The organism is Paenibacillus sp. P4_A7 (assembly GCF_056402455.1).
In genome coordinates this window covers 1-5356 of the sequence record NZ_JBFUHJ010000397.1, presented here as the reverse complement: position 1 = coordinate 5356, position 5356 = coordinate 1, and the positions used below count along the sequence as shown (strand labels likewise).

Genomic DNA, 5356 nt, shown 5'->3' with positions numbered 1-5356 from the left:
GAGCAGCAGTGGTCTTGATACTGAGGGAAACTCATTGTTTAGTGAGACTAACCTCACTAATTTCCATTATTATTGTACATCTATCAGCATTAGTTAGGTAAAACTGACTCCCCGTGAGTATAACCTCATCGCCAATGAGGTTTACTTCACTAATTATTAATGAGAGTATCAGCAGCTTAGATCATAGTGAACCTACCCTCACTATTAATGAACATTTAGCTACTAAAAAAGTCTAATGTAACAAATTCTTATCGCTAACCTTCTAAATATATTAGCTTAACCGTAAAACTGACCATAGACAGAAACTAGAACGACCGCTGTTCGCATAAACTGCGACAAGGCCGTTTTTTATTTTTCATATAGTAATATCGATTTGTTACGAATTAGTTAATGGTTTTTTTGTTAATAAATGAAACTAATGTGGAAATTGAGTTATAATAAAGCCTAGAATATGGAATGGTATATGTATCCAAAAATATCGATAGAAGATATCCGATGGAGGTGAATAAGTGAGGGTTATTAAAAACTTTGCTCTAGTGGTCGTTAACTTGATCGGTGAGTTATGGCTGGGGATGGATAGAAAACCTGAATTTTATGATAATCACGCTATTACTAAAAGCAAAATTGGTTATATGTTATTTGTATCACTGGCTGCTCTTATATCGTTGGGTGCAGTAATATGGCTATGTATACGAATATATTGAATTAGAATACTAGGAGGGGAATTCCCATCCATGGTAAGGTTAAGGGTATTTAAGATGAGGGGATAACTATGACTACTCTAAGGCAAATGGCAGCAGCGTTTCTCTTTCACGATGACCAATTATTATTAATGGAGAAGGCTAATGGAAATAGTTTTCTATCAGGAATGGTTGTACCTATTGGAGGACACTTAGAAGAACGTGAACTAAATAATCCGACAGATGCATGTTTGAGGGAAGTAGAAGAAGAAACAGGACTAACAAACGATGATTTATCAGGTTTAGAACTGAGATATATTATTTTGCGGATTAAGGATACCGAGATAAGACTTCAATACATATACTTTTCAAACGTGAAGCACTTAATCGTGCAAGAAAGTGAAGAAGGCCAGCTCTCATGGAATGATATAAATTTGGCAGCTGAATTAAATATGACTGCAACATCAAAGTTCATTCTTGAGCATTACTCCAAAAATAAAAGTTCATCTGATATTTACGTGGGAACGATGAAATCAGCGGGCAATGAACCCGATATTACCTGGGCTTTATTAGAGGATTGGGAATTCTAAAAAGACCCTATCAGCTATTTTCTTTTTCGTGGTATTCCTCCACAAAGAGAAATTAGCTGATAGGGTCTTTCTGTTTGTTTAATGAGTGAGCTCAGTTGGACAAGATGGAGAAATTTATGTTGCATTATAGAGTAAAAAATATTACTCTACATAGTAACAACTAGTTTTAGCGTAAACTAAATTACTTTATGGAGTAAGGAGGTGTTTGACAATGAATGATGATTTACAACTCAACGTTTCATTACTACGTCGACGTGTTCCAAATCTTACGACAGCGGCCCGTGCAGCTGGATTACGACCTGCTACTGTTTCTAACCTGTGTACAGGCAAAATACCAGTTGGCAGGGCTGAAGTTAAAACCCTTGTAACCCTTGCTTCGCTTGCTAATTGTAGTCTTGATGAATTAATAATTCGAGGGAGTGGTGTAGCGATGATTGAAACAGGTGTGAAGGTTTTGGATTTATTTGCACCGGTAGTAAGGGGAGGTACCATTGGTCTTATCGCAGGTCCTGGAATGGGGCAGCTTGTTATGCTGGCTGAGCTTTTACGTAGGATGAAGCGGCGTGGATATGTTACTGTTTTTTGGAAGCCAGAGGTTGATGCTGAAGGAATTAGTGATGTGGTAAGCGAGTCCGAGATTATCTGCACAACGCTCGATGAGGTGTGTAAACACATAGCTGCTTTCGGGACTGAACGTGACGTATTGCTAGGGGCAGATCGATCGATTGTTCTATCAGGCGATTTATTAGCATTGCGTGAAAGGCTCCAAGAGGCTGGAACTCGGCCAGTAACGATAGCTTTAGTAGATACCCATTTCGAAGCAGCAGACGAAGAAGCTCCATATGGACCATTGGATACGCTGTTGCGATTTGATGCGGATATGGCATCACGCAGCCTCTTCCCGGCGGTAGATCCCATCTATTCTACATCCACTGTTTTAGAAGGAGCTCATCTCGAGGCGACTCATCTGATGCTACAACAACGAGCACGTAAATTACTTCGTCGATACCGGGAGTTGCGATCGTTAGTTAGAGCACGCGGATTAGAGAAGTTGCCTGACTCCGATATATTGATTTATCGTAGAGGTGAAAGACTGGAGTCGTTCCTTACGCAGCCGTTTTATGTTGCTGAACCTTTTACAAACAAAATGGGTGAGTGGCTCACACTTCAGGATACCTTAGATGGTGTTCGTCGTATTTTGGATGGAGCTGCGGATGAGCTGGAAGTTGATCAATTGACTTATATCGGGCCGTTTTCGTTCGAGCTAGAATCATAAAAATTAAATATCGTTACATCTGATATGCTTGAATTGAATCCACTCTATTACATTAGATCCTGCAAAGCCTGATCAGTTGGTTCGGTTGTTGAAAAGCGGCTGTCTCTAGTGCCTAAAATAACAAAGGGCTGTCCCACGGTCATCTTCGATGACTTTGGGAGCAGCCCTTCTCTAGGTATAGGTGCGATTAGGAATTGAGCATGTTGTATACTTGCTCGACGTCTTTATCTCCGCGGCCGGATAGGTTAATGATAATGATCTGATCCATGTTCATTGTAGGAGCAAGCTTCTTCGCGTGAGCTATCGCATGTGCACTTTCTAGTGCGGGGATAATGCCTTCTATGCGGGATAGCTCCTGGAATGCAGCCAAAACTTCTTCATTGCTAACGGTTACATATTCCGCACGGCCTGAAACCATAAGATGGCTATGCTCCGGTCCAATGCCCGGGTAGTCGAGACCTGCTGCAATGGAATAGGTTGGCTTAGGATTGCCTGCCTCGTCAAGCAGCACGAGACATTTGAAGCCGTGCAATATGCTTGGAACTCCTTGCGTCAAGCTTGGCGCTTGATCTGGCTCTGCCCCAATAAGACGTACTGAAGGCTCGTCCAAATAATGAGCAAATGCACCAATCGCATTGCTTCCGCCGCCTACGCAGGCAATAACAGCATCTGGAAGACGTCCTTCTTTTTCTAAGATTTGACGTTTGGACTCTTCGCTAATGATCGATTGGAAATGCTTCACCATCGTTGGGAACGGATGCGGCCCTACTGCTGAGCCGAGCAAGTAGAAGGTTGTTTTGTAGTTTTCTACTAAGTCATTTAGAGCCTCATCTACGGCATCTTTCAAGCGCCCTTGGCCTTTATGTACTGGCACAACAGTAGCTCCTAGAAGCTCCATTCTAAATACATTTAGCGATTGGCGCTTTGTATCCTCTGCTCCCATATAAATGATGCATTCCATATTGAACATTGCGCAAACAGTTGCTGTAGCCACACCATGCTGGCCGGCTCCAGTTTCAGCAATAACGCGCTTGGCACCCATTCTTTTGGCAAGCAGAATTTGGCCTACTACGTTGTTGATTTTATGAGCGCCAGTATGGTTCAAATCTTCACGCTTCAAATAAATTTTAGCCCCGCCCCATGCTTTTGTAATTTGCTCAGCATAGGTTAGTGGGTTTTCGCGGCCAACGTATTCACGTAAGTAGTAGCGCAGCTCTTCATTAAATTCGGGATCATCCTTATACTTGTTGAACTGTTCACTTAAATAACTTAGTACTTCTTTCAGTTCTGGAGGAACAAAGCTACCCCCGAATTCTCCAAAGTATCCTTCTTCAAGTTGCTCATGGCTCATAGCGCAATATGCCCCCATTCAATAATCTATCAATCTTTTATCATAGTATCATATTCAGTGAAAAAAATAATTGCCTTTTTACTAGATCTTTTAAAGTATTTTTATATGTTATGTAACAACTATATTTAAGGAATAATCAGGATAGGGTGCGGGACAATTGCACCCGAAACAAGCGGTGAACACACTAAGTGAACACTACGTTCACTTCCCTGTCACATAATCCCAATTTGTAGAAAAGTCCATCTTAAATTAACGAAAAGTCCATTCAGATCATCTCGAGAATTGGTGTAATATAAATGTAGCTACGTATCATTTGAATATATCGTTGAGAAAAATCCGGACTATCTGTTTGTTGTCGATCGCGATGCAGCAGTAGCTGGTGAGTCAGGTGCTAAGAAAACGATTGAAAATGATCTGGTGAAAAATACAAAAGCATTTAAAGATGGCAATATCGTTTATCTTGATCCTAACTTCTGGTACCTTTCTGGCGGCGGCTTAGTAACTGTTGCAGAAATGGTTAAAGAAATAGATGCAACTGTAAAATAAATAACGTATGTAAAATAAAGAGTATAAAGGCTGATGGTTTGCTTCCGCTATATGCGGCAGTGGATTGTCAGCCTTTTCAATATACGACTTGATAAGCCTTCACTATAAATAAGCTTACTTTTTCGGGGGACACTTATTCTACCAAGAACGACGATTGTTATAAGTTCATAAACAACAGCATTAGAGCTATAATATTTAGGGTAATAGAATGGAGGTAGCCTTACCTGTGAATAAGCCAATTTTACATTTGCAGCAGCTTAAAAAGAATAGGAATGAAGCTACTACTAAAGCCTTATTCGATAATATTACGGCTGAAATTATGGAGCCTTCTATTATTGCTTTACTAGGTGTTTCCGGTCAAGGAAAAAGTACACTGCTTCGTATTATTGCTTCTTTGGATCATGCGGATGAAGGGGAAATTCGCTTAAATAATGTATCGCAGCGCGACATGGATCCTAGGAAGTGGCGGATGAAGGTATGTTATGTCGCGCAGCAGTCAGTTATGCTGCAAGGAAGCATTGAGCAAAATTTGAAGACGGTTAGCATGCTGCACCGAATTCCTTATGAAGATAAGCTTGTTAATCGTTTACTGCCTTGCTTAGGATTGGAGCATTTGGATCTAGGTAAGAGTGCAGAGGAATTATCGGGAGGCGAGAAGCAACGTGTTGCACTGCTTCGTGCTTTGCTCCTGCGTCCAGAGGTGCTGCTGCTCGATGAAATTACAGCATCGCTCGATGGCGGCAGTAAGTTATTGGTCGAGCAAGTGCTGCGGGAGTGGCATCAACAAGAGGGAACGACGATGATTTGGGTTACGCATGACATTGATCAAGCAAGGAAAATGAGCGGGTCAGTATGGTTTATGGGGGAAGGAACCTTGCTGGAGAATAGCTCAACACGATCTTTTTTTGAAAAT

Annotated in this window: 4 protein-coding genes and 1 pseudogene; 4 read left to right on the top strand and 1 reads right to left on the bottom strand. The window is 41.2% G+C overall.

Going from position 1 to position 5356, the window contains the following annotated elements; translation table 11 throughout:
* Nucleotides 1-772: 772 nt before the first annotated feature.
* Together AC1DWN_RS27260 and AC1DWN_RS27255 are read left to right on the top strand one after the other, a co-directional pair.
* Complete coding sequence (locus tag AC1DWN_RS27260) at nucleotides 773-1270, top strand: NUDIX domain-containing protein (RefSeq protein WP_477562027.1); 498 nt, start codon at nucleotides 773-775, stop codon at nucleotides 1268-1270.
* 211 nt (nucleotides 1271-1481) lie between these two features.
* Nucleotides 1482-2546: an ATP synthase beta subunit C-terminal domain-containing protein gene (locus AC1DWN_RS27255; protein ID WP_477562026.1), complete on the top strand. Its 1065-nt coding sequence runs from the start codon at nucleotides 1482-1484 to the stop codon at nucleotides 2544-2546.
* A 187-nt stretch (nucleotides 2547-2733) separates the two neighbouring features.
* Here AC1DWN_RS27255 and trpB read toward each other — a convergent pair whose 3' ends face one another.
* Nucleotides 2734-3897, bottom strand: coding sequence for a tryptophan synthase subunit beta (gene trpB, locus AC1DWN_RS27250; protein ID WP_477562025.1), 1164 nt, complete (start codon nucleotides 3895-3897; stop codon nucleotides 2734-2736).
* A gap of 306 nt (nucleotides 3898-4203) precedes the next feature.
* Here trpB and AC1DWN_RS27245 point away from each other — a divergent pair.
* Nucleotides 4204-4443 (top strand): annotated as a pseudogene (locus AC1DWN_RS27245) (ABC transporter substrate-binding protein); the annotation flags it as partial.
* Between the two features lie 226 nt (nucleotides 4444-4669).
* A partial coding sequence (locus AC1DWN_RS27240; protein ID WP_477562024.1) for an ABC transporter ATP-binding protein occupies nucleotides 4670-5356 on the top strand: 687 nt, incomplete at its 3' end.

Bases quoted from the DNA above. Each gene is read 5' to 3' on its own strand.
- AC1DWN_RS27260 (WP_477562027.1), top strand. From the start codon at position 773: ATGACTACTCTAAGGCAAATGGCAGCAGCGTTTCTCTTTCACGATGAC.
- AC1DWN_RS27255 (WP_477562026.1), top strand. From the start codon at position 1,482: ATGAATGATGATTTACAACTCAACGTTTCATTACTACGTCGACGTGTT.
- trpB (WP_477562025.1), bottom strand. From the start codon at position 3,897: ATGAGCCATGAGCAACTTGAAGAAGGATACTTTGGAGAATTCGGGGGT.